We start from the raw sequence: 19,276 nt of genomic DNA on the forward strand, positions 1-19,276 counted from the left end.
GCGACCAAGCTTGCACGACGCTTATGCTTCATTGAACGATGACGTCCGCCTGCAGCGCACCGGCGGTCTTGATCGCCTGCAGGATCGCGATGATGCCGGACGGTTTCAGGCCGATCTGGTTCAACCCGCGGACCAGGCGCTGCAGGTCGACGCCGCTGAGGATCGCCACCTGCGACCCGGCCTCGTTGGCCTCGATCGCGGTCTGCGGGACCACCACGGTCTGTCCGCCGCGCGAGAACGGCGCCGGCTGCGACACCACGGGAAGCTCGGTGACGCGGACCGTCAGATTGCCGTGCGTCACCGCGACGGTCGAGATCCGGACGTCGCGTCCGATCACCACCGTGCCGGTGCGCTCGTTGATCACCACCCGCGCGGGCGTGTCGGGCTCGACGGTCAGCTCGCCGATTTCGGCGAGGAAACGCACCGGGCCGATGTAGCGCGGCTTCGACAGCACGATGGTGCGGTAGTCGCGCTCGAACGCGATCTGCGACCGGTAGCGGCCGCCGGCAAAACGGTTGATGGCATCGAGGATCCGCGTCGCCGTGACGAAATCGGGGTTCTTCAGCTCGAGCACCAGGAATTCCATGTCATGGAGACGCCCCTGTACCTCGCGCTCGACCAATGCGCCGTTCGGAATGCGGCCAGTGGTCGGCGTGCCCTGGCTGACGCTCTGAGCCTGGCCCTGCACGCTGTAGCCGGCCACCGTAACGGCGCCCTGCCCCACCGCATAGACCGCGCCGTCGGCGCCGCGCAGCGGCGTCATCACCAGCGTGCCGCCGAGCAGCGAGGTGGCGTCGCCGAGCGACGACACCGTGATGTCCATGCGCTCACCCGGCGCGATCGAGGGCGGTAGGTCCGCCGTCACCATCACCGCCGCGACGTTGCGCGTGCGCAGCGTGGTCGGCCGCGTCGGCGTGGTGCCGCCCGTATTGTCGTTCCTGACGTTGATGCCCATGTTGTCGAGCATCGACTGCAGCGATTGCTCGGTGAACGGCGCGTTGCGCAGCGTATCGCCGGTGCCGTTGAGGCCGATGACAAGGCCGTAGCCGACGATCTGGTTTTCGCGCAATCCCCTGATGTCCGCGATGTCCTTGATGCGGACGGCGGCCTGCGCACTGGCCGTGCAGCAGACGAGGAACAGCGTAAGCAAAAGCCGGGTCATCATCCGTCAACAACCTTGATGGTGCCGTCCGGCTGGACGATGCCCCTGATCACGACGCCGGTGTCGGTATTGCGCACCGGAATCAGCGCGCCGACCGCACCCGACTGCATGGCGGAGCCGTAGGTCACGATCGACAGGCCGCTGTCTTCGACGATCACCTTGACGGTAGCGCCCCGTGCGACGGCCCAGGGATCCTCGACGGCGTTGGTCGGAATCGGCTGGCCCGGCAGCAGCGTCCGCCGCGCCATCCGTCCGACCAGCGTCGGACGGCCGTCGATGAACAGAGCGACGCCCAGCAGATTCGACGCGAAGGCGCGTTCGGTGATCATGTCGTCCCTGATCACCTCGCCGGCGCGGATCGTCACCGCAGGCACCGGCAGCCGGCGCTCGTCGGCAGCCGCCGGGCCGGCCAACGCCAGCCCCAGCAGCGCAGCGACGACGCCTCGCATGATCGAGTTCAACATGCCCGCACCGGAACTAGCGAAGACCCTTCGACACCGTCGACGCCATCTCATCCGACGCCTGGATGACCTTGGCATTCATCTCATAGGCGCGCTGCGCGGAAATCAGCTCGGTGATTTCCTTGACCGGATCGACGTTCGAGGACTCCAGGTAATGCTGGTTGATCTTGCCGTAGCCGGCATCGCCGGGCAGGCCGACGACCGGCGTGCCCGACGCCGTGGTCTCGCGATACAGATTGCCGCCCAGCGGTTCGAGACCCGCCTCATTGGCGAAGTTGGCGAGGTTGAGCTGGCCGATCTGGCGCGGATTCACCTCGGTGTCGAGTTTTGCAAAGACCTGGCCGGTCTGGTTGACCGTGACCTCGACCGTGCCTTGCGGCACCGTGATCGAGGGATCGATCTGGTAGCCGTCCAGCGTGACCAGCTGGCCGTCGGCATTGGTGTTGAACGAGCCGGCGCGGGTATAGAGCACCTCGTTGTTCGGGCCGAGGATCTGGAACCAGCCGCGCCCGTTGATCGCCATGTCGTAGGTGTTGCCGGTCTGCGTCAGCGTGCCCTGGATATGCAGCTTGCGGATCGCGGCCGAGCGGACGCCGAGGCCGAGATTGGCGCCTTCCGGGATCGGCGACGAGCCCTGCACATTGGGAACGCCCTGCATACGATCCATCTGATAGAACAGGTCGGTGAACTCAGCGCGCGCCCGCTTGAACGAGGTGGTGTTGATGTTGGCGATGTTGTTCGCGATGACCTCGATATTGGTCTGCTGCGCGTTCATTCCGGTGGCCGCGATGGCGAGTGATTTCACAGCGTGATTCCTTCAATCAAATCGACATCCGAACGACTTCCTGGTAGGCCTGCACGACCTTGTCACGAACCGCGACCGCGGTCTGCAGCGCCTGCTCCGCCGACATCAGCGCCTCGACCACGCGCCGGGTCGATTCCTTGCCCTGGATCGCCGAGATCGACGCCGCCTCGCCGGCCTTCAGCGTCCCGATCGCATCCGACGTCACCTGCTTCATCACGGAGTCGAACCCGACATCGTTGCTCGACTGCACGGCGCTCGCCGCCGGCGCCGTCATCTCCGTCTCAATGCCACGCGACGCAACCTTGCCGGCGGAGATCGCGGTCGACGAAATCGCTTCCAACATTGTCAGCTCCTCAAGAGATCGATGGTCATGCCGAGCATCGACCTGACCTGCTTCACGACCTGGAGATTGGCCTCATAGGATCGATTGACCTCGCGCATGTCGGCCATTTCGATCATCATGTTGACGTTGGGCAGCTTGACGTAGCCGGATTTGTCGGCGGCGGGATGGCCGGGATCGTACTCGACACGGAACGGCGAGCTGTCGACGCCGACATCCTTGACCTTGACCAGCTGCGCGCCCGCGGCGCGGTCCATCGCCGCATCGAACGTCACGGTCTTGCGCTGGTAGGGATCGGCGCCGGCGGCGCGGCCGGTGGCGTTGGCGTTGGCGAGGTTTTCCGAGACGATCCGCATCCGGGTCGACTGCGCCTCGAGCCCGGAGCTCGCAACCATCATCGACGCCTGCAGGGAATCCACCATTTCAAGTCACCTCACTTCGCGCCGGTCATCAACATGCGGTGAAACGACCGCACGATCGCAGCATTCATCGAGTAGTCGCGATTGACCTCGCCGCCCTTGAGCATTTCCTGCTCGATGCTCACGGAGTTGCCGGAATGCACCACCTCCCAGCTGTCCTTCTTGGCGGTGGCGCGCGTATCGGTCTCGGTCGCGCTGAGCTGCATGTGCGCCGGCGACGTCATCGCCAGCCTCACCGGCATGCCGTCGAGCACCTTATTGAACGGCTCGACGTCGCGCGCCTTGAAGCCGGGCGTGTTGGCATTGGCGACATTGGTTGCGATCGTCGACTGACGCAGCTCGAGCCAGCGCGCCTGTGACGAAGCAAGGTCGAAGAGATAAAGCGGTCCCACGGCGGCCCCAATCCGGCTATTCGGGACGACCATAGGTAGGCAAGCTTTTCCCAGGCTGGCGCGTCGAACGTTGTCCTAAGAGAATGTATGACTGACGGTCAGAGGCTGGTTCACGTGTCAAACAGCTAGCTCGGTGTCATCACCCGCGCATGCGGGTGATCCAGTATTCCAGAGACGGCAGTGCTTGAACCGAGAGGCCTCGGCGTACTGGGTCGCCCGGTCGGGCGATGACAGGTGCGGGTGAGGACGCAGCTGTGCATTTCTCGCGACATGACGCCGCCAAGACCGTCAACCTGATCTACTGAACCCGCTCGGCACGCGGCGATTGCCGCGACTGCAGGAAGTAGATGATTTCGGCGACGGGCCGGAAGAACTCGCTCGGGATCACCTGGTCGACCTGCACCGCCTCATAAAGTGCGCGCGCCAGCGCCTTGTTCTCGATGATCGGGATGTTGTTCTCTTCGGCAACGGCGCGGATCTTCAGCGCGATGGCGTCCATGCCCTTGGCAAGCACCAGCGGCGCCGGATTTTCGTCGCGCTGGTAACGCAGTGCCACCGCAAAGTGGGTCGGGTTCGCGATCACCAGCGACGCCTTCGAGGCGGCGGCGATCATGCGCCGGCGCGAGCGGTCGCGCGCCAGGGAGCGCAACCGCGCCTTGATCAACGGATCGCCTTCGGCCTGCTTATGCTCGTCCTTGATCTCCTGCTTGGTCATGCGCAGCTCGCGCCGCCAGTGGAAGCGCGCCCAGGCGAGGTCGACCGCAACCAGCACGATCGTCGTGATGCAGATCGCGGAGACGACCCGCATCGCAATCGTCAGGATCATCTCCGGCAGCGCCACCGGATCGGTGAACATCGCCTCGAACGCCCGCGCCTCGGAGGAATGCAGCACGAAGCCGACCACGAGGCTGACCGAGACCAGCTTGAACACCGATTTGGCGAACTCGACGAGCCCCTGGGCGCCGAAGATCCGGCTCCAGCCCTGCGCCGGCGAGATCCGCGAGAAATTCGGCTGGATGCGGTCGAGCACCAGCCGCGGCGCGTTCTGCAGCAGCGATGCCGCAAGCCCGAACGCGATCAGGACCACGAGCAGCGGAACCATGAACCGCCCCGCTTCAAGCCCGATCACCGTCAGCAGATTCTGCGCGTCCGCCGCCGTGCTCAAGCGAAAGCCGTCGGGATCGTCGAGCAGGCTCCTCAAGCTCGGCACCAGCCGCTGCGCGCCCTGGCCGATCAGGAACGACAGGATCACCATCAACGCCGCCATCGAGGCGAAGGTGGACGCCTCCCGAGAGACCGGAATCTTGCCCTGTTCGAGCGCATCGCGGATCTTCTTCTCGGTCGGCTCTTCTGTCTTGCTCTCCTGATCGGATGCTTCTGCCATGCGGGGTCAGCGGTCAGCGAAAGACCAGCTCATCCTCCTGCTCGGGATTGAGCTCGATTTCGCCGCGCTCCGCGAGCTCGAGCGCGAGATCGGTAATCACGCGTCGCGCCTCCAGCACGTCGCGCTGGTTCGAGGGCTCGCCGACCGCCAGCTCGTGATCGACGACACGCCTGACGCGCGACGCCACCGAGGACAGGATCAGCTCGCGGAAGGCCTTGTCGGTGCCCTTCAGCGCCACGACGATGCGGTCGGTCGGCACCTGGTCGAAGATCATGGTGCGCGCCTTCGGCGTCAGGTTGACGACGTCGTCGAAGGTGAACAGCAGCTCCTTCAGCACTTCCGCTGACTTCGGCCGCTTCTCCGACAGGCTCTTGAGGATGTCCTCGATATGGCCGCGCTCCATCTTGTTGATGATGTCGGCGACGCGCGCATAGGTGTCGGCGCCGAGATTGCGGGCGAAATTCAGCGTCAGGTCCTCGTGCAGCGTCTTCTCGACGATCCGCATCGCATCGTCGACGATCGGCTTCAGGCTGAGCACGCGCCGCATCAGTTCGTTGCGCAGGCTGGAGGGCAGCTGGCTCATCACCTTGGCGGCGCAGGCCGGCTTCACCTTGGAGAGGATCAGCGCCGCGGTCTGCGGGTGTTCCTTGGAGAGATAGCTCGCCAGCGAGTTTTCCGACACCGACGAGACGCGGTCCCAAACCGAGCGGCTGGAATTGCCGAGCAGGTCCGACATGATCTGCGAGACCTGCTCGGGCGGCAGCACGTCGCCGAGCACCGCCTCGAGCCCGCCGAGGGAGCCGAGAATGTTGGCACCCATCGAGAATTGCTGGGCGAATTCCTCGACGATCGCCTCGAGCTCCTGTGCCGTGATCGGCCGCAGCTCGGCCGCGGCCTTGGTGACGATGCGGATTTCCTGCGGCTCGAATTGCGCCAGCACGCTCGCGGCCGCCTGCCGGCCCATGGCCAGCAGCAGCGCCGCGACCTTCTCCGTGCCGCCCAGCGGCGCGATGCCGCGCGGCTTGGCCGGAGCGATGCCTTGAGCTGCCGCCACGGTCAGACTTCACCTTGACCGAGCGGCCCGACGATTTCCGTCAGGGAGACGCCGAACCGGGAATTGTCCTCTTCGACCACGACGACCTCGCCGCGCGCGACGATCCGGCCGTTGACCACGACGTCAACGGGTTCGCCGACCCGATGATCGAGCGGGACCACGGCGCCGCGGCCGAGCTTCATCAGATTGGCCACCGGGATGGTCGCAGAACCCAGCACCACCTGCATGGTGACGGGAATCCGCATGATGGCATCGACATTGGCAAACTTGCCGGTCTCTTCGGCGGTTCGGGCCGCGATCTCCGCCAGCCGCTCCAGCGGCGACGTATCGATATGCGGCTCGCCGGTCACGCCTGCCCGGCTGGCAGAGGGCTCGTAGTCGAAAGGTTGCGTCATCTCAATGTTGCCTCTTGGTCATTCCCCTTCCAGGGGCACGGCCCTGGATCATCTCCGTGCCCGTGCGCTACCGTCGGATGACGGCTCGAGACAGGCGCAAGCCTCCGGCCTTACGGCCTTTCCGTATCGGTGCCGCCGGTCGCCGGCAGCGGCTGCGGCCGCCGCGCATCGAGCGCCGCGATCGCTTCGTGAGCCTGGTCGATCTTGGCGCCCAGCACATTGGCGAGCCGCCCGAGATTGGCGGTGGAATCGCGCGCCGCCGTGATGACGGTGTCGAAGGCCCCCGCCGTCTCGTTGACGACGGTCGAGAACTCGCCGTGATAGCTGCGCAGCCGCGCCAGCTCGCGGTGCATCCTGGTCACCCGCAGGCTGGTGAAGGCGAGCGCGATCAGCAGCACCGCATCAACGAGATAGGATATCATCGACAAACTCCCGCTTCTGATCGACGGGATCCGCCACCTGCATGGCGTAGTAGCCATCAAGCTGGCCGATCTGGCACCAGAACAGCACCTGGTTGTTGCTCTCGAGCCGCGCCAGCGTGCGCGGCGTGGCGTCGAGCTCGAGCACCTGTCCGACGTGGAATTTCGCGACGTCGTCGAGGGTGATCATCCGCTCGTCGAGCACCGCGTTCAGCGTCACCTCGGTGCGCTGAACCTCGCTCTCCATCTGCTCGCGCCAGTTCGGATCGGCCGCCCGGCCGTCGCTGACCACGACATGGGCGAGCTTCTGGCGGAGCGGATTGAGCACCGAATGCGGGATGATCAGGAACATCTGGCCGCCGCGGTACAGCGCCTGCAGCATGATGTTGGCGCAGATCGACATGTTGCCGCTGCGGCCGATCGCCAGCGAGGCCATCGCGGTCTCGACCCGCTCGAGCCGGAAGGTGACGTCGGCGGTCGCGGCGAAGGCGGATTGCAGCGCCTTGGCGAAGCGCTCGAACAACACGTGCACCAGACGCAGCTCGATGTTGGAGAACGCCCGCTCGACGTCGATCGGCGGCTCCGCGCCGTCGGAGCCGAACAGCGCCTCGACCATCGTGAACACGAAGTCGCGGTCGAGCATGATGAGGACCCGGGCGTCCCACCGCTCCGCATAGAGCACCGCCGCCAGCGCATTGCCCTCATACTCTTTAATGATATCGCCGACGCGGCCGTTGCTGATGCCGCTGACCGAAAAGTAGCACGGCGTGCCCGCCATCGGCTGCAGGCTGTCGGTGCACGACGCCGCCATGCGATCGAAGATCACATTGAGCATCGGCATGCGTTCGATCGAGATACCCGCCGCGTCGAGCAGGTAGTTCGGCAGGCGCTTCTGCTGCGGCTCGGTGCCGAGCTCGTCCATCATCATGCCCGTGCAACCTTCGGTTCGACCTCGGCGACGGCAGCCTTGCCCGGTCCGGCGATGGTCTCGTTCTCGACGACGTCGATCGAGGGCCGCTCGGTGCCGGCAATCATCTTGCGGCCGTGCTCGACCGCGATCTGCGGCATCGCGCCATTCATGAACGCCAGCAGGGTTTGCTTGACGATGATGTAGGGCCGGCAGCGCTTCTCGCGCGTCATCTTTATCTTGATCGCGAACGGCGAGATGATGCCGTAGGACAGGAAGATGCCGGCAAAGGTGCCGACCAGCGCCGCACCGATGAAGCCGCCGAGCAGCTTGGGCGACTGATCGAGCGCGCCCATCGCCTTGATGACGCCGAGCACCGCGGCGACGATGCCGAGCGCCGGCAGCGCCTCCGCCACGATCACCAGGGCATGATAGGGCGCGAGCTTACTCTTCACGATGGTGTGGATTTCCTCATCCATCAGCGCCTCGATCTCATGGGTGCGGGCGTTGCCCATGATGATCAGGCGGACATAGTCGCAGATGAAATGCAGCAGAGCGGGGTCCGCCAGCACGCTGGGAAAGCTCTTGAAGATTTCCGAGTTCGAGGGATCGTCGATATGCGCTTCGACCTCGTTGCGGCCCTTGCCGCGCAACTCGCGCATCAGGGCATGCAGCGCCCCGAGCAGATCGAGGTAATAGCGCTCGCCGGGGACCGCGCCGGTCACCGCCTGCACCGACGCGAGCCCGGTATCCATCACCACTTTCCAGGGGTTGGCCACGATGAAGGTGCCCACCGCGGTCCCCAGGATGATCACGAACTCCCAGGGCTGCATCAGCACGCCAAGGTGTCCGCCCATGGCGGCAAAGCCGCCGAGCAACGCCGCAACCGTGATCAAGATGCCCACGAAACTGCCCAACGCGCCGCTCCATCGCCGATCCCATCGACGATGTCTATTCGGCGACGCTTGCGCGAAGCTGGCTTCACACAGCAACAGCCCCGCGCAAGCTATCGGGCGCAGCTTGGCGCCACGTCGCAATAGCCGGCGAGGGTTCCCATGCTGTCCACGATCGCGGATTACACCAGAATATCGAACAACATGACCCGGTCGCTCTCGCTCACCGCGAAGAAGCCGGATGTCAGCCGCGAGACCACCTACTACCTGGCCAACATCGGCAAGGTCACCAGCATCGACGACTTCCTGAACAACTACCGCCTCTTCTCTTACGCGATGAAGGCCTACGGGCTGAGCGACATGACCTACGCCAAGGCGTTCATGCGCAAGGTGCTGACCGAGGGCATCTCGAACACCAACAGCTTCGCCAACAAGCTGTCGGACCCGCGCTACCGGGAATTCGCCAAGGCATTCAATTTTGCCGCGCTCGGCCCCAAAGCCACCCAGACCACCGCGGCGCAGACCGGCACCGCGACCAACTATGTCCAGCAGGTGATGGAGCAGGACGCCGGCGACCAGAACGAGGGCGTGCGCCTCGCACTCTATTTTACGCGCAAGGCGTCCTCGATCACCAGTCCCTACCAGATCCTCGCGGACAAGGCGCTGACCCAGGTGGTGCAGACCGCGCTCGGCCTGTCGCCGAACGTCAGCGCGGCCGATATCGACAAGCAGGCCGCGATGCTCTCCAAGATGATCAACATCGCCGACTTCAAGGACCCGGCCAAGGTCGCCAAGTTCGCGCAGCGTTTTGCCGCGATGTGGGACGCGAGCCAGGCCGCCGACGGCACCGGCAACAACCCGTACAGCTCCGCGTTGATCCTCATCGGCGGCCAGACGACGTCGGGGATGGACACCGACCTATTGTCAAAGCTGCAAACCCTCCGGTTCGGAAGATAGCACCATGCAATCGGCCCTCTATGTCGGTCTGTCGGCCCAGGTCGCGCTGGAAAAGCGGCTGCAGACGATCGCCAACAACGTCGCCAACGTCAACACGGCCGCCTTCCGCACCGACGTGGTGAAATTCGAGACCGTGCTGTCGCGCGCCGGTGTCAACCCGGTGGCGTTCTCCTCGCCGGGCGACAACATCATCTCGCGCGAGGCCGGCACGGTGACCCAGACCGGAAACCCGCTCGATGTCGCGGTGGCCGGCCAGGGCTGGCTCGCCTTCGCCGGCCCCAACGGAACGGTCTATACCCGCGACGGCCGGCTGCAGATCGCGCCCAATGGCGACCTGCAAACCGTGACCGGCTTTCCCGTCGTCGATTCCGGCGGCGCCCAGATCACGCTCGACCCCAACGGCGGGCCGATCTCGATCGCGCGCAACGGCGCGATCACCCAGGATCGCGCCGAGGTCGGCACGATCGGCCTGTTCACGATACCCGCCGACGCCAATCTCGAGCGCTACGGCAATTCCGGCGTGGTGCCCGATCGCGCCGCCACCGCCGTCACCGATTTCACCCGCGACGGTTTTCGGCAGAGCTACGTGGAAGGATCGGGCGCCAATCCGATGCTCGAACTGACCCGGCTGATCTCGGCGTCGCGCGCCTTCGACGGCACCAATTCGATGGTCGAGGGCACCGAGAGCTCGCTGCAGGATGCGATCCGCACGCTGGGTGAGCCTGCGAAATAAAACTCGCTGCGAACGCGGGGAATTTTCTTGAACGCGCTACGGCAACTGGAATGGGCGCTGCAGGAACTGCAGCAGAACACGGCGCTGGCAAGCGTCAGCGGCGCCATTTCGGAGATCGCGCCGACGCATTTCCGGATCTCGGGCCTGTCGCGCTTCGTGCGCCTCGGCGAGTTGATCGGCGTCAATTCGGCTGATCGCACCCAGATCGGCGAAGTGGTCCGCATCGACAGCGACGGCGTCGTCGCAAAGCCGTTCGACCGGCAATTTGCCGGCGGACTGGGCTCGGTCGCTTTCCGTATGCCGCCGCTGACCTTCGCGCCGGACCCGAGCTGGAAAGGCCGCGTCATCAACGCGCTCGGCGCGCCGCTGGACGGCCAGGGCCCGCTGATGCCGGGGGCGCGCGCGGTCTCGGCCGAGGCGGAGCCGCCGCCGGCGATGAAGCGGGCGCGCGTCCACAAGCCGCTGCGCAGCGGCGTCCGCGTCATCGATCTGTTCGCGCCGATTTGCGCCGGCCAGCGCGTCGGCGTGTTTGCGGGCTCCGGCGTCGGAAAGTCGACCTTGCTGGCGATGCTCGCCAAGAGCCAAGGTTTCGACACCGTGGTGCTGGCGCTGGTCGGCGAACGCGGCCGCGAGGTGCGGGAGTTCATCGAGGACGTGCTCGGCCATAACCGCGCCCGCGCCGTCACCATCGTCTCGACCGGCGACGAAAGCCCGATGATGCGGCGGCTGGCGCCGAAGACCGCGATGGCGGTCGCCGAATATTTTCGCGACCGCGGCGAATCAGTGCTGCTGGTGGTCGACTCGATCACCCGATTCGCTCATGCCTCCCGTGAGGTGGCATTGGCCGCCGGCGAGCCCGCGGTCGCGCGCGGCTACGCCCCGACCGTGTTCACTGACCTGCCGCGCCTGCTCGAGCGGGCCGGGCCCGGCGAGGAAGGATCGGGGACGATCACCGGCATTTTTTCCGTGCTGGTCGATGGCGATGACCACAATGATCCGGTCGCCGACACGATTCGCAGCACGCTCGACGGGCATATCGTGCTCAGCCGGCACATTGCCGACCAGGCGCGCTATCCGGCGGTCGACGTTCTCGCCTCGGTCTCACGCTTGGCGCATTGCGTCTGGGATCCCGAGGAACGCGAGCTGGTGAGCAAGCTGCGCGCCATGATCGCCAAATATGAAGACACCAGCGACCTTCGTCTGATGGGCGGCTATCAGTCCGGGCGCAATTCGGCGCTCGACCAGTCGGTCGAGATTGTGCCGAAGATCTACGCCGCGATGAGGCAGGACGCCTCGGCTCCGCCCAGCACCGACCCATTCCGCGAGCTGCGCGACGCGATGAAGGCCGACTGACGCGGCGATCCGGCGAATCACTTTTCCGGACCAGCAGCTGGGTTGGTCAGCGCCGGCGCAATACACCTTGTCCGCGCATTCCTACAAAATTCTCCATTTCGATAGTCAATCGCGCTGGTTGCCAACTTCGTTGACGCACGTTTTCCGTCAGCGCGCTGCATCAATGATAGGCAGCGACTTGCGTGCATTAGAACTGTCACATACTTCGGTATAGTCGTTTGACGAAGAGTTTTGTGACAAGAGCAGGTCGATCGACTTGAACGCTGTGTACTACTCTTGCGTTCAAACCTTTCCAGGTGCGTCTTTACTTGCTTTTCTTGGGAAGCTGATTCATCGTTCGGCGTAACTCAGAAAACGTTTACTTGAGACTTGGACTTAGGGGCTTCAGTTGAAGAGTTCGGATCCATCGTCCGGCGGTGAGGATCACTGCGGCTCCCATTCAATACCCTTGCGATCGGCGCGCGGTCAGCGGCAAAGCTCTTTGCGCCGCTCGCAAGGTTTCGCCGACAGTCGCGCTTACCTCGAGCTGTGCGCCAACCGTGGCCTGTCGCGGCATCGGGACGCCGCGCAGCAGATTGCGGCGAGGTAGGTCATGGCCTTGACGCGCGAAGCAGTCGAACTGCTGGTTCAGGCCGCGAGAGCCTGGTACTTCGAAGGCGATCAGCACGGGCTGCGCGATCGGGAATGGATGGCGCTGCGCTTCCTCGGCCGCGCCAATCGATTTTCGCGGACGCCAACCGCGCTGGCAGGCTTCATCGGCGCGACCAAGGCCACCGCCTCGCAGATCGTGAAGACGCTCGAGAACAAATCCTATCTGGTCAGAAAGCCATCACACGAAGACAAGCGCTCGGTGGTGCTCTGCGTGACGCCGCAGGGCGAAAAATGCCTGAGCCAGCATGATCCGATCAATCATGTGCTGAATGCAGTGACGGCGCTCGGCAATGACGATTGCGTCAGGCTGCACGATTCCCTCACGCGGGTGCTCAATCATCTCGACGCGGCCCATCAGCGTCTCAATGCCAGCACCTGCCGCGACTGCATGTTCCTCGCCGAACGCGGCCCGGCACCCGGCAAGGGCCGCACCGCCGAATTCGTCTGCCGGCTCTACCGCGCCCCGATCGCGCTCGAAGAGACCGAACTCCTATGCACCAGCTTCGAGCGCACCCGCGACCGTCCGAAGATCGACGAACAGCCCGAGCGCCTCCGCGTCGTCAGCCAGGCGTAGATCGAGCCGCGCGGCGCATACGAAAAAGCCCACCGAGAGGCGGGCTTTCTCATCTCACCGGTCCTGAGATTTGGTTGCGGGGAGGCGCAACCATCTCAAATTACTACTTGAGGCAACGGCCTGAAGCACGGACTGGTTGACCTTCACACGGGAGAGGTCCAAGTACTGGCATACGAGACGCTCCGCACGATCGAGCTGTATCACAACAGAAAATTTCCGACCGGTAACAAGGACGCTCTCAAGCGCGAGAAGCCGCTTCACTAAGCTTCGCGCGAACATCGCAACACGGCTACCACGCAGGCTTGGTGCAACTGAGCCGGAGAGAGCAATCTGGCTAGGTGAGATTCCCAAACGCGGCATCTCATTCACCGCCATTGCCCGCAAATGGCAGGTAGCTATCTGGATAGCTTTTCCTACCCACTCGCTAAATTCGTGTCACCGTGAAATGTGCTTCGACCGGTCTTCCGGCCTTGCCGTTGATCGGCAGGATGTCCTGCGGACAGGCTGAGAAGGCGATTACCAGATCCATCTCGGCGCGCAGGCATACATAGCCGCCGGGCACGGGCCGTGGCGGCGCCGCAAAGCCGAGTGTCCCCTCCGCGCTCCAGGGAATATTCATGAAGAGATTGAGAGGGCTTGGGACCTCCGGCGGCATGAGGCCGAGCTCCGCCATTCCGGCAAACAGATTGTCGGTGCAATTGTCGTGGTGGCCTTCGACACCGAGGAAGCTGTAACGATAGCGATCGCAGGCCGCGATCAGCGTGTCATGCACGCCGCCCGATGTGTCTTCAGTCATGGTCAGGATCGGCCGGCGCTTGTTGGTGCGCAGGATGTCGCCGGGTTTCGGCACCAGATGAAGCGTATGAGCCCGGGTGTGCTCGTTCGACATGAATTCGGCGAGATCGCCGCGGTTGAAGGCCCAGGTGTCGACGACCTGCTCGCCATGGGTGTTGATGACGGTGATGGTCTGCCCGGCGGCGACGAAGGCAGCCTTGCCGCTGCGCGCCGGAATTTCGATGCGCGTCTCCATGACACCGGTCCTCACGCCTTGAGGGCGATCAAGTCGATCTCGATGATCCCTCCGCGCGCCAGGTCGGTCACACCGACCGTGGTCCGTCCGGGCCGGCGATCTTCGTCAAAGTAAGTCGAGAAGATCGCGTTCATGGCGGCGTAGTCACGCTTGAAATCCGTCAGGTAGATGCGGACGAAGACGACGTTGGCGAAAGTCAGCCCACAGCCCTTGAGCACGCGCGCCAGATTGTCCATCACCTTGCGGGTCTGCGCCTCGATGCCCGGCGGAATCGGAAGGGCGTCATCATCGGGATCGGTGGCAAGCTGTCCCGTCACGAACACAAACGGTCCGGCCTCGACGGCGTGGCTATAGGGCGCAACCGGCTTCGGCGCATCGGGCAAAAGATGGAAAATCGGATCCATGGCATTCCTCCTTGATCAAGCTTCAGCGTCCGCCGTTCGCGGCGTGTCCTGCGTAGCGCTGGATGAATTGGCGCGCGCGCTCGGTTTCGGGACTGGAGAAGAACGGCTCGGGCGCGGCCGTCTCGACCACCCGCCCGCGGTCGAGGAACAGGATCCGCGTCGCCGCATCGCGCGCAAATCCCATCTCGTGGGTCACCACCACCATCGTCCTGCCCTCACGGGCGAGCTCGCGCATCACCACAAGCACCTCGCCGACAAGCTCGGGATCGAGCGCGCTGGTCGGCTCGTCGAACAGGAGAAGGTCGGGCCGCATCGCGAGCGCACGTGCGATTCCGACGCGCTGCTTCTGTCCTCCGGACAATTTTGCCGGAAACGAATCGCGCTTGTCGGCGAGTCCGACCTTCGCGAGCAGTTCCAGCGCCTCGTCCCGCACCTCGGCCCTTGGCCGCTTCTGCACCTGCACCGGCGCCTCCATCAGGTTTTGCAGCACCGTGAGGTGGGGCCAGAGCGCAAAATGCTGAAACACCATGCCGATCCGGGTCCTGATCCGCGACAGCTCGCGGTCACTCATGACCAGCCCGGCTCCGTTGACGCCGATTTGCGCGCCGTTCAGATAGATCTGGCCGGCGTCGGGCCGCTCGAGCCAATTGATGCAGCGGAGCAGCGTCGATTTCCCCGAGCCGGACGGACCGAGCACGCAGACCGTCTCGCCTTTCGCGACCTGAAAGCTGATGTCCGAGAGCACCTCGAGCGCGCCAAAGCGCTTCGATACCCCGGCCACGTCGAGAACCCTGCTCGCCACTGTCATCTCGGATACCTAGCGTCTCGCCGCGGCCAGGCGGTCGATGGAGCCGACGCCCGCCTCGATCACAAGGCACAGGCCCCAATAGAGAAACACCGCGGTGATGAAGGCCGCGAACGGCACATAATGCCGAGACTGGATCGAGCTTGCGGCGTGGGTCAGCTCCGGCAGGGCGATGATGGTCAGGAATGCGCTGTCCTTGATGATCTGGATCATCTGGTTGCCGATCACGGGCCCGGCGGCAAGCAGCAGCGGCGGAAGCACGATGCGGCGGAACAGCGCGACGTTGGTAAAGCCGAATGCGACCCCGGCCTCGATCGGCTCGCGCGGCTGTGCCATCCAGGCACCGCGCAATATCTCGGCCATATAGGCGGCGTTGTAGATCGTCAGGGCGACGAGACCGGAGGTCCAGTTGTCCAGCCTGATCCCGAGCGACGGCAGCCCGTAATACACGATATAGGCGAACAGCAGGAACGGGACGCAGCGCATGCCGTCGACAAAGCCGTGCGCGACGCCGGCAAGCCAGCGCTGCTTCGACATCAAGGCCAGCGTCAGGACGAATCCGATCAGGAGCGCGGCCGCAGCCGACAGAACCGACAGGACCGTGGTGTTGCCGAGCCCGCTCAGCAGCAGGGCGCGCTCGCTCCATACAACGCCGAAATCGTGGATCATGCGGCCGCCTCGGCCATCAGCTGGCGCCGCTCGATCCAGCGCTGCAGCGAGACAAGCGCAAACACGATCGGCGCATAGAGCGCCACCGCGACCAGGAACGGCGGCAACGGATCGTAGGTCTCGGCGCCGATCCGCACCGCCGCCCGTGTGATGTCGACGACGCCCACCACCGCCAGCACCGGCGTCACCTTGATCAAGAGCGACATCTCGTTGACGAGGCCGGGCAGGCTCGCGCGCGCGATCTGCGGCAACACGATGCGGCGAAAGCGCAGTGCAGCGGTCATGCCGACCGACTGCGCGGCCTCATATTGATCCCTCGGGAAATTCATCAGCGACGCGCGCCAGACCTCGCAGTTGAACGCCGCCGTATTCATCACCAGCGCAAGGATTGCGGCCGAGATCGGGCCGATGGCGATGCCGATATTGGGTAACGCAAAGAACAGGAGGAGCAACAAGGTGACAAGCGGGGTTGCGCGCAAGATGCTGACATAGACGGCGACGATGCGTGCAACAACCGGCACGTCGGCCCAGCGCAGCACCGCGAGGCCCAGCCCGATCGGCAGACCGATCAGGATGCCGACGAGCGACAATGTCACTGTCACCACGGCACCCCCAAGCATGGCCAATATGTCGCCACCGGTCATGACCGATCAACCGCGCCCGAAACGTCAGAACTCGGGCTGAAACGAAACCGGCAGATCGGGGAACGATTGTCCGAACCACTTCTTCTGCAGTTCGGCGAACCGGCCGTTCTCCTTCTCCTTGGCGATGAAGCCGTTCAGGAATTCGAGCAGCTCGGTGTTGCCCTTGGCCACCGCCCAAGCCGGGAACGATTTTCCGGACACGGCCTGTCCCAGTTCGAAGACGCCTGGCTTCTCGGTGACCAGGGTCTGCAGATTGATGATCGTGTTGACGACATAGTCGACGCGGCCGAGCGCCAGATCCTGATAAGCTTCCGGATATGACGTATATTCGACGACCTTGCCGAGCTTGCCGCCCTCCTTCTCCAGCATCGTTCCGAGTTCAGGCAACCGCGCCAGCAGGGCGCTGCCCGCCTGGACACCCACCGTCTTGCCGTTGAGGTCCTTGATCGCAGCGATGCTCTTGTCGTCCTTGCGCTTGACATAATAGTGCGTGGCGTCGGCGATCGGGCTCGTGAAATCGAGCGATTGCTTGCGCTCCTTGGTGATGATCGCGGCGGTGATGGCCACATCGTATTTGCCGGTGCTCACGCCGGCGAGGATGCCGGTCCAGGGCAGGATTTGCTGCTTGATCTCGAATGGGGCGGACTTGCGCAGGTCCTCGATCAGTTCGTTGTCGAAGCCGGTCGGCTTGCCGTCCTTTACAAACTCGAAGGGACGGAAATCATCCTCGGTCGCGACGATCAATCCGCGCTTCTTGATCTCGTCGAGGCTGCCGGCCTGGGCACTCCCGGCAAGCAGGGGTATGACAGTGAGCGCGGCCAGGAGGCTCAGCGTCAGGCGTCCCGAGATCGAATTGACGCGAGCAAGCGAACAGGTCGTCATCATGAGTCTCCCTTTCGTTGGCTTATCATTCAAAGATCAGTCCAAGCTAAATCCGTGGGCACGCAGATAGGGCGGAAACGCCGCACCTTCAGCCTTTGCTACCTGGCGCGCCTTGTCTTCCGACCAGCCGTAGAAGGCAGCTTCGCCGAACTCGGCGTTGGCGCGCTGCTGCTCCTTCGGGATCGCGTGCAGCGCGTCTCGTCTCCGGTCGTAATCGTCAATAGCGGCCGCGAGCCCGCTATCGTCGTAGCTGTCGCGATGCGCCGTCACGCCACGCGGCAACCGCAGGCTCACATGGCCCTCAGCTTGCGGATAGCCGAGACAGAGCCCGGCGACGGGAAAGACGAGGTTGGGCAGGCCGAGGATGCCGGCGACGCCGTCGATCTCGTTGCGGAGCACGCTGATTGGGCAGACCCCGAGGCCGACTGATTCAGCCGACAGGATCATGGTCTGCATGGCGAGCGCTGCGTCGATGCTGGCGTTGAAGAAGCCTTCCAGCGTTCCGTTCTCGACCGGCTTGCCGCGCATCTCGCCGATGCGTTGCAAGCGCCTGGCGTCGCCTAAGAAGACGAAGAAGACGGGCGCGATCCCGATCCACGGCATCGCAGGAAACAGCTTGCCGACGGCGGCGCGCTTCTCAGGATCGCGCACGCGCAGGATCGAGGCCTGCTGGAAATCGGATTTCGCCGAGGCACTGAGGGCGCAGGCGACGAGCAGGTCAAGCAGCGCCTCGGCCGGCATCCTGTCGCTGTAGCGCCGCACGGTTTTCCGCGACAGGACGCGGCAAATCAGATCACTCTCTTCGGCTCCCGCACCCGAAGGGCCACCATCACCAAAACGCCGCGCAACCGCCTCCGAACAGGCCGACATCAGCTGGTCCTCCCGGTAGATCTGCGGATGATCGCTGGGCGCGGCCGCGATGCGGTGACGGCCAGTGTTGCCGGTTGTGGTTCGAGACAGTTCATCGCCAACTCCACACTGGCCTTCCAAAACCCCGGAATTGGTATCGACCGGAGTTGCCACGTCTGGCTGTCCCGGGATTTCGTCCAACCAACTCAACGTCTGAGAATTGGAGCAAGGGACATGCCAGATGGGTCCCTGCGCGTCCGGCGACAGCGTGCGCGGGCTTTCCAGCCAAATCGTCCTGCGAAACACAGGGACAATAAGATGAATCGCTCGCAGCGGTCGATTTTGACCAATCAGGAATGCGAAGCATGCTTCGCAATTATCCGCATGCCGTCTCGTCGGCGCGGCCTCGCCAAGGTCCGCACTGCCGCTTTTGAGGCAGATTGCACAGATAATAGCCGCGCGACCACGACGGAGATCGGATCAATCAACTGCATCTGAAGCACCGGCAGTTCCCGAGTGCGCCGCCACGATCCTCTGCATCATGACGACGAAGCGCTTCTGGTCCGCCTTGCCGAGACCGGCCACGGTTTCCAGATGGGCCGCTCGCGCCGATCTTTCCATCTTGCGCAGCAACGCGGCGCCGGCTGGGGTCAAGCGGCAGAGCTGCGACCGACGATCATGGCGTGCGGTTGCGCGATCAACAAAGCCACGCGATTGCAGCCGCTTAAGCGCTCCCGTGGTCGTCGTGCGATCCAGCGCGATGTCAGCAGCCAAGGTCGTCTGATCGGCGGTTCCGCGCTTCGCGAGCGCGGTGAGGAGGCTGTACTGCAGCGGCGTGATCTCGAACGCTGCACACCTTTCCTGGAACAAGGCGACGTGGATCTGATGCAGCCGCCGGATCAGGTAACCCGGCCGCTCCTCGAGCGGCCACAGGCCTTTGGTCTTTCCGCTTCTTGCTGCCATCCGGTTCGTTCCTCGGCGCGGCGCTGTGCCGCCTGCATGAATTTGAAGCTGTCTATGCCACGGAAACTAGTGTAAGAAAATACGAAGTATACTTCGCAATTGCATGGCGGCCGACGCCGCTGGCGGGAGAG

At 64.2% G+C, this 19,276-nt stretch carries 24 protein-coding genes; 4 read left to right on the forward strand and 20 right to left on the reverse strand.

Features of this window, described 5'->3' with window-relative positions:
* Positions 1–28 precede the first annotated feature (28 nt).
* The 12 genes from flgI to motA form a co-directional block, all read right to left on the reverse strand.
* The gene (gene flgI / locus XH93_RS38250) at positions 29–1,162 is read right to left on the reverse strand and encodes a flagellar basal body P-ring protein FlgI (RefSeq protein WP_194471408.1); all 1,134 of its coding nucleotides are present in this window, start codon (positions 1,160–1,162) and stop codon (positions 29–31) included.
* Positions 1,162–1,626 (reverse strand): flagellar basal body P-ring formation chaperone FlgA, encoded by a 465-nt coding sequence (gene flgA, locus XH93_RS38255; RefSeq protein ID WP_246799427.1) that lies wholly within the window; start codon positions 1,624–1,626, stop codon positions 1,162–1,164. Before flgA ends, flgI begins: the two co-directional genes overlap by 1 nt.
* Before the next feature lie 13 nt (positions 1,627–1,639).
* A complete protein-coding gene (flgG, locus tag XH93_RS38260; protein WP_139486649.1) occupies positions 1,640–2,428 on the reverse strand; it encodes a flagellar basal-body rod protein FlgG in 789 nt (262 codons plus the stop codon).
* Positions 2,429–2,444: 16 nt separating this feature from the next.
* Complete coding sequence (locus tag XH93_RS38265; protein WP_139486650.1) at positions 2,445–2,771, reverse strand: flagellar hook-basal body complex protein FliE; 327 nt, start codon at positions 2,769–2,771, stop codon at positions 2,445–2,447.
* 2 nt (positions 2,772–2,773) lie between these two features.
* On the reverse strand, positions 2,774–3,190 hold the full coding sequence (flgC, locus tag XH93_RS38270) for a flagellar basal body rod protein FlgC (protein ID WP_139486651.1): 417 nt from the start codon (positions 3,188–3,190) through the stop codon (positions 2,774–2,776).
* Between the two features lie 11 nt (positions 3,191–3,201).
* Positions 3,202–3,579 carry a flagellar basal body rod protein FlgB gene (flgB, locus tag XH93_RS38275; protein ID WP_139857847.1) on the reverse strand — a complete coding sequence of 126 codons (378 nt, stop codon included), beginning with the start codon at positions 3,577–3,579 and terminating at the stop codon, positions 3,202–3,204.
* 298 nt (positions 3,580–3,877) lie between these two features.
* Positions 3,878–4,963: a flagellar biosynthesis protein FlhB gene (gene flhB, locus XH93_RS38280; protein ID WP_194471411.1), complete on the reverse strand. Its 1,086-nt coding sequence runs from the start codon at positions 4,961–4,963 to the stop codon at positions 3,878–3,880.
* Between the two features lie 13 nt (positions 4,964–4,976).
* On the reverse strand, positions 4,977–6,017 hold the full coding sequence (locus XH93_RS38285) for a flagellar motor switch protein FliG (protein WP_139486654.1): 1,041 nt from the start codon (positions 6,015–6,017) through the stop codon (positions 4,977–4,979).
* A gap of 2 nt (positions 6,018–6,019) precedes the next feature.
* Positions 6,020–6,412 carry a flagellar motor switch protein FliN gene (gene fliN / locus XH93_RS38290; protein ID WP_139486655.1) on the reverse strand — a complete coding sequence of 131 codons (393 nt, stop codon included), beginning with the start codon at positions 6,410–6,412 and terminating at the stop codon, positions 6,020–6,022.
* Between the two features lie 110 nt (positions 6,413–6,522).
* Positions 6,523–6,834 carry a hypothetical protein gene (locus tag XH93_RS38295; protein WP_194471412.1) on the reverse strand — a complete coding sequence of 104 codons (312 nt, stop codon included), beginning with the start codon at positions 6,832–6,834 and terminating at the stop codon, positions 6,523–6,525.
* The gene (locus XH93_RS38300; protein WP_371815140.1) at positions 6,815–7,753 is read right to left on the reverse strand and encodes a flagellar motor switch protein FliM; all 939 of its coding nucleotides are present in this window, start codon (positions 7,751–7,753) and stop codon (positions 6,815–6,817) included. Before XH93_RS38300 ends, XH93_RS38295 begins: the two co-directional genes overlap by 20 nt.
* A 2-nt stretch (positions 7,754–7,755) precedes the next feature.
* A complete protein-coding gene (gene motA / locus XH93_RS38305) occupies positions 7,756–8,655 on the reverse strand; it encodes a flagellar motor stator protein MotA (RefSeq protein ID WP_139857850.1) in 900 nt (299 codons plus the stop codon).
* A gap of 138 nt (positions 8,656–8,793) precedes the next feature.
* Between motA and XH93_RS38310 the strand changes: the two genes are divergently transcribed.
* The 4 genes from XH93_RS38310 to XH93_RS38325 all read left to right on the forward strand — a co-directional run bounded on the left by XH93_RS38310 (position 8,794) and on the right by XH93_RS38325 (position 12,899).
* Positions 8,794–9,588: a DUF1217 domain-containing protein gene (locus tag XH93_RS38310; protein ID WP_194471414.1), complete on the forward strand. Its 795-nt coding sequence runs from the start codon at positions 8,794–8,796 to the stop codon at positions 9,586–9,588.
* 4 nt (positions 9,589–9,592) lie between these two features.
* The gene (gene flgF / locus XH93_RS38315; protein ID WP_194471415.1) at positions 9,593–10,321 is read left to right on the forward strand and encodes a flagellar basal-body rod protein FlgF; all 729 of its coding nucleotides are present in this window, start codon (positions 9,593–9,595) and stop codon (positions 10,319–10,321) included.
* Positions 10,322–10,348: 27 nt separating this feature from the next.
* Positions 10,349–11,674, forward strand: coding sequence for a flagellar protein export ATPase FliI (fliI, locus tag XH93_RS38320; RefSeq protein WP_194471416.1), 1,326 nt, complete (start codon positions 10,349–10,351; stop codon positions 11,672–11,674).
* 592 nt (positions 11,675–12,266) lie between these two features.
* Positions 12,267–12,899 carry a MarR family winged helix-turn-helix transcriptional regulator gene (locus XH93_RS38325; protein WP_139486662.1) on the forward strand — a complete coding sequence of 211 codons (633 nt, stop codon included), beginning with the start codon at positions 12,267–12,269 and terminating at the stop codon, positions 12,897–12,899.
* 424 nt (positions 12,900–13,323) lie between these two features.
* Here XH93_RS38325 and XH93_RS38330 read toward each other — a convergent pair whose 3' ends face one another.
* From XH93_RS38330 to XH93_RS38365, 8 genes are all read right to left on the reverse strand, one after another.
* The gene (locus tag XH93_RS38330) at positions 13,324–13,929 is read right to left on the reverse strand and encodes a DUF1989 domain-containing protein (protein WP_194471417.1); all 606 of its coding nucleotides are present in this window, start codon (positions 13,927–13,929) and stop codon (positions 13,324–13,326) included.
* A gap of 11 nt (positions 13,930–13,940) precedes the next feature.
* The gene (locus XH93_RS38335) at positions 13,941–14,333 is read right to left on the reverse strand and encodes a RidA family protein (RefSeq protein ID WP_194471418.1); all 393 of its coding nucleotides are present in this window, start codon (positions 14,331–14,333) and stop codon (positions 13,941–13,943) included.
* Positions 14,334–14,355: 22 nt separating this feature from the next.
* Positions 14,356–15,141 (reverse strand): amino acid ABC transporter ATP-binding protein, encoded by a 786-nt coding sequence (locus XH93_RS38340; RefSeq protein ID WP_194471419.1) that lies wholly within the window; start codon positions 15,139–15,141, stop codon positions 14,356–14,358.
* A gap of 9 nt (positions 15,142–15,150) precedes the next feature.
* Complete coding sequence (locus XH93_RS38345; RefSeq protein ID WP_194471420.1) at positions 15,151–15,807, reverse strand: amino acid ABC transporter permease; 657 nt, start codon at positions 15,805–15,807, stop codon at positions 15,151–15,153.
* Positions 15,804–16,409, reverse strand: a complete 606-nt coding sequence (locus XH93_RS38350) for an amino acid ABC transporter permease (RefSeq protein WP_246799428.1) — start codon at positions 16,407–16,409, stop codon at positions 15,804–15,806. Before XH93_RS38350 ends, XH93_RS38345 begins: the two co-directional genes overlap by 4 nt.
* A 66-nt stretch (positions 16,410–16,475) precedes the next feature.
* On the reverse strand, positions 16,476–17,333 hold the full coding sequence (locus tag XH93_RS38355) for a transporter substrate-binding domain-containing protein (protein ID WP_139486668.1): 858 nt from the start codon (positions 17,331–17,333) through the stop codon (positions 16,476–16,478).
* Between the two features lie 36 nt (positions 17,334–17,369).
* A complete protein-coding gene (locus XH93_RS38360) occupies positions 17,370–18,356 on the reverse strand; it encodes a nitroreductase family protein (protein ID WP_246799429.1) in 987 nt (328 codons plus the stop codon).
* 306 nt (positions 18,357–18,662) lie between these two features.
* Positions 18,663–19,145: a MarR family winged helix-turn-helix transcriptional regulator gene (locus tag XH93_RS38365; protein ID WP_194471422.1), complete on the reverse strand. Its 483-nt coding sequence runs from the start codon at positions 19,143–19,145 to the stop codon at positions 18,663–18,665.
* Between the last annotated feature and the right edge of the window lie 131 nt (positions 19,146–19,276).

Source organism: Bradyrhizobium sp. CCBAU 51753, assembly GCF_015291565.1.
Taxonomy (GTDB): domain Bacteria; phylum Pseudomonadota; class Alphaproteobacteria; order Rhizobiales; family Xanthobacteraceae; genus Bradyrhizobium; species Bradyrhizobium ivorense.